Below are 1,037 nucleotides of genomic sequence, written 5' to 3' on the forward strand. Positions count from 1 at the left end.
GAGGAAGGCGACTTCGACGGCACGCTGCATCTGATCTTCCAGCCGGCCGAGGAGCACCCCGGCGGCGCGAAGCTGATGATCGAGCAGGGCCTGTTCGAGCGCTTTCCGTGCGACGCGATCTTTGCCATGCACAACATGCCGGGCACGCCGCAGGGCACGCTGGTGTTTCGCGATGGCGCCACCATGGCGTCTTCCGACGACGTGACGATCACGCTCGAAGGCACCGGCGGCCACGGCGCCATGCCGCACCTGGCGGCCGACCCCATCGTGGCGGCGGCCAGCATCGTGATGGCGCTGCAGACCGTCGTGTCGCGCAACGTCGATCCGCAGCAGACGGCGATCGTGACCGTCGGGGCAATCAACGCGGGCCGCGCCAACAACGTCATTCCGCAGCAGGCGACGCTGGAGCTCAGCGTGCGCTCGCTCGACCCGGTGGTGCGCGACCTGCTGGAGACACGCATCCGCGCGCTGGTGGCGGCGCAGGCGCAAAGCCTGGACGTGCATGCCGTGGTCGATTACCGGCGCGACTACCCGGTGCTGGTCAACACGCTCGCCGAGACCGACTTCGCGCGCAAGGTGGCGCTGGAGCTGCTCGGGCCCGAACGCGTGATCCTGCACGGCCTCGCGGCCACCGGCAGCGAAGACTTCGCCGTGATGCTGGAGCACTGCCCCGGCAGCTACCTGCAGATTGGCAACGGCGCCGGACCGGGCAGCTGCATGGTCCACAACCCGGGCTACGACTTCAACGATGACAACGTTGCCATCGGCGCGGCGTACTGGGTGCTGCTTGCGCAGCGCTTCCTCGTGGCCTCCTGAATCCTTCCCCTGTTTTTGCCCCAAGGTCTTACTCTTCGGAAAGCGAGCCATCGCCATGAACGCCAGCATCGGCCAGAGTGCCCATTCCCTGAACCCGGGCGCCGCGCAAGCGCCGGTCGCCAGCGGGCAACGCGTGCCCACGCGCGTCGTCGCGGCCACGGTCGCGGGCAACGCGCTGGAGTTCTACGACTTCGTCACCTATGCGTTCTTTGCCGTGTACA

The 1,037-nt window shown here is 67.8% G+C and carries 1 protein-coding gene; it reads left to right on the forward strand.

What is annotated here, in order from left to right; genetic code table 11:
* Positions 1–816 (forward strand): amidohydrolase (locus ACSFA2_RS25885; protein WP_435458182.1); only part of this gene is annotated, 816 nt, incomplete at its 5' end.
* Between the last annotated feature and the right edge of the window lie 221 nt (positions 817–1,037).

Origin of the sequence: Variovorax cryoconiti, from assembly GCF_051216395.1 — a bacterium.
In the GTDB taxonomy this organism is placed as follows: domain Bacteria; phylum Pseudomonadota; class Gammaproteobacteria; order Burkholderiales; family Burkholderiaceae_C; genus Variovorax.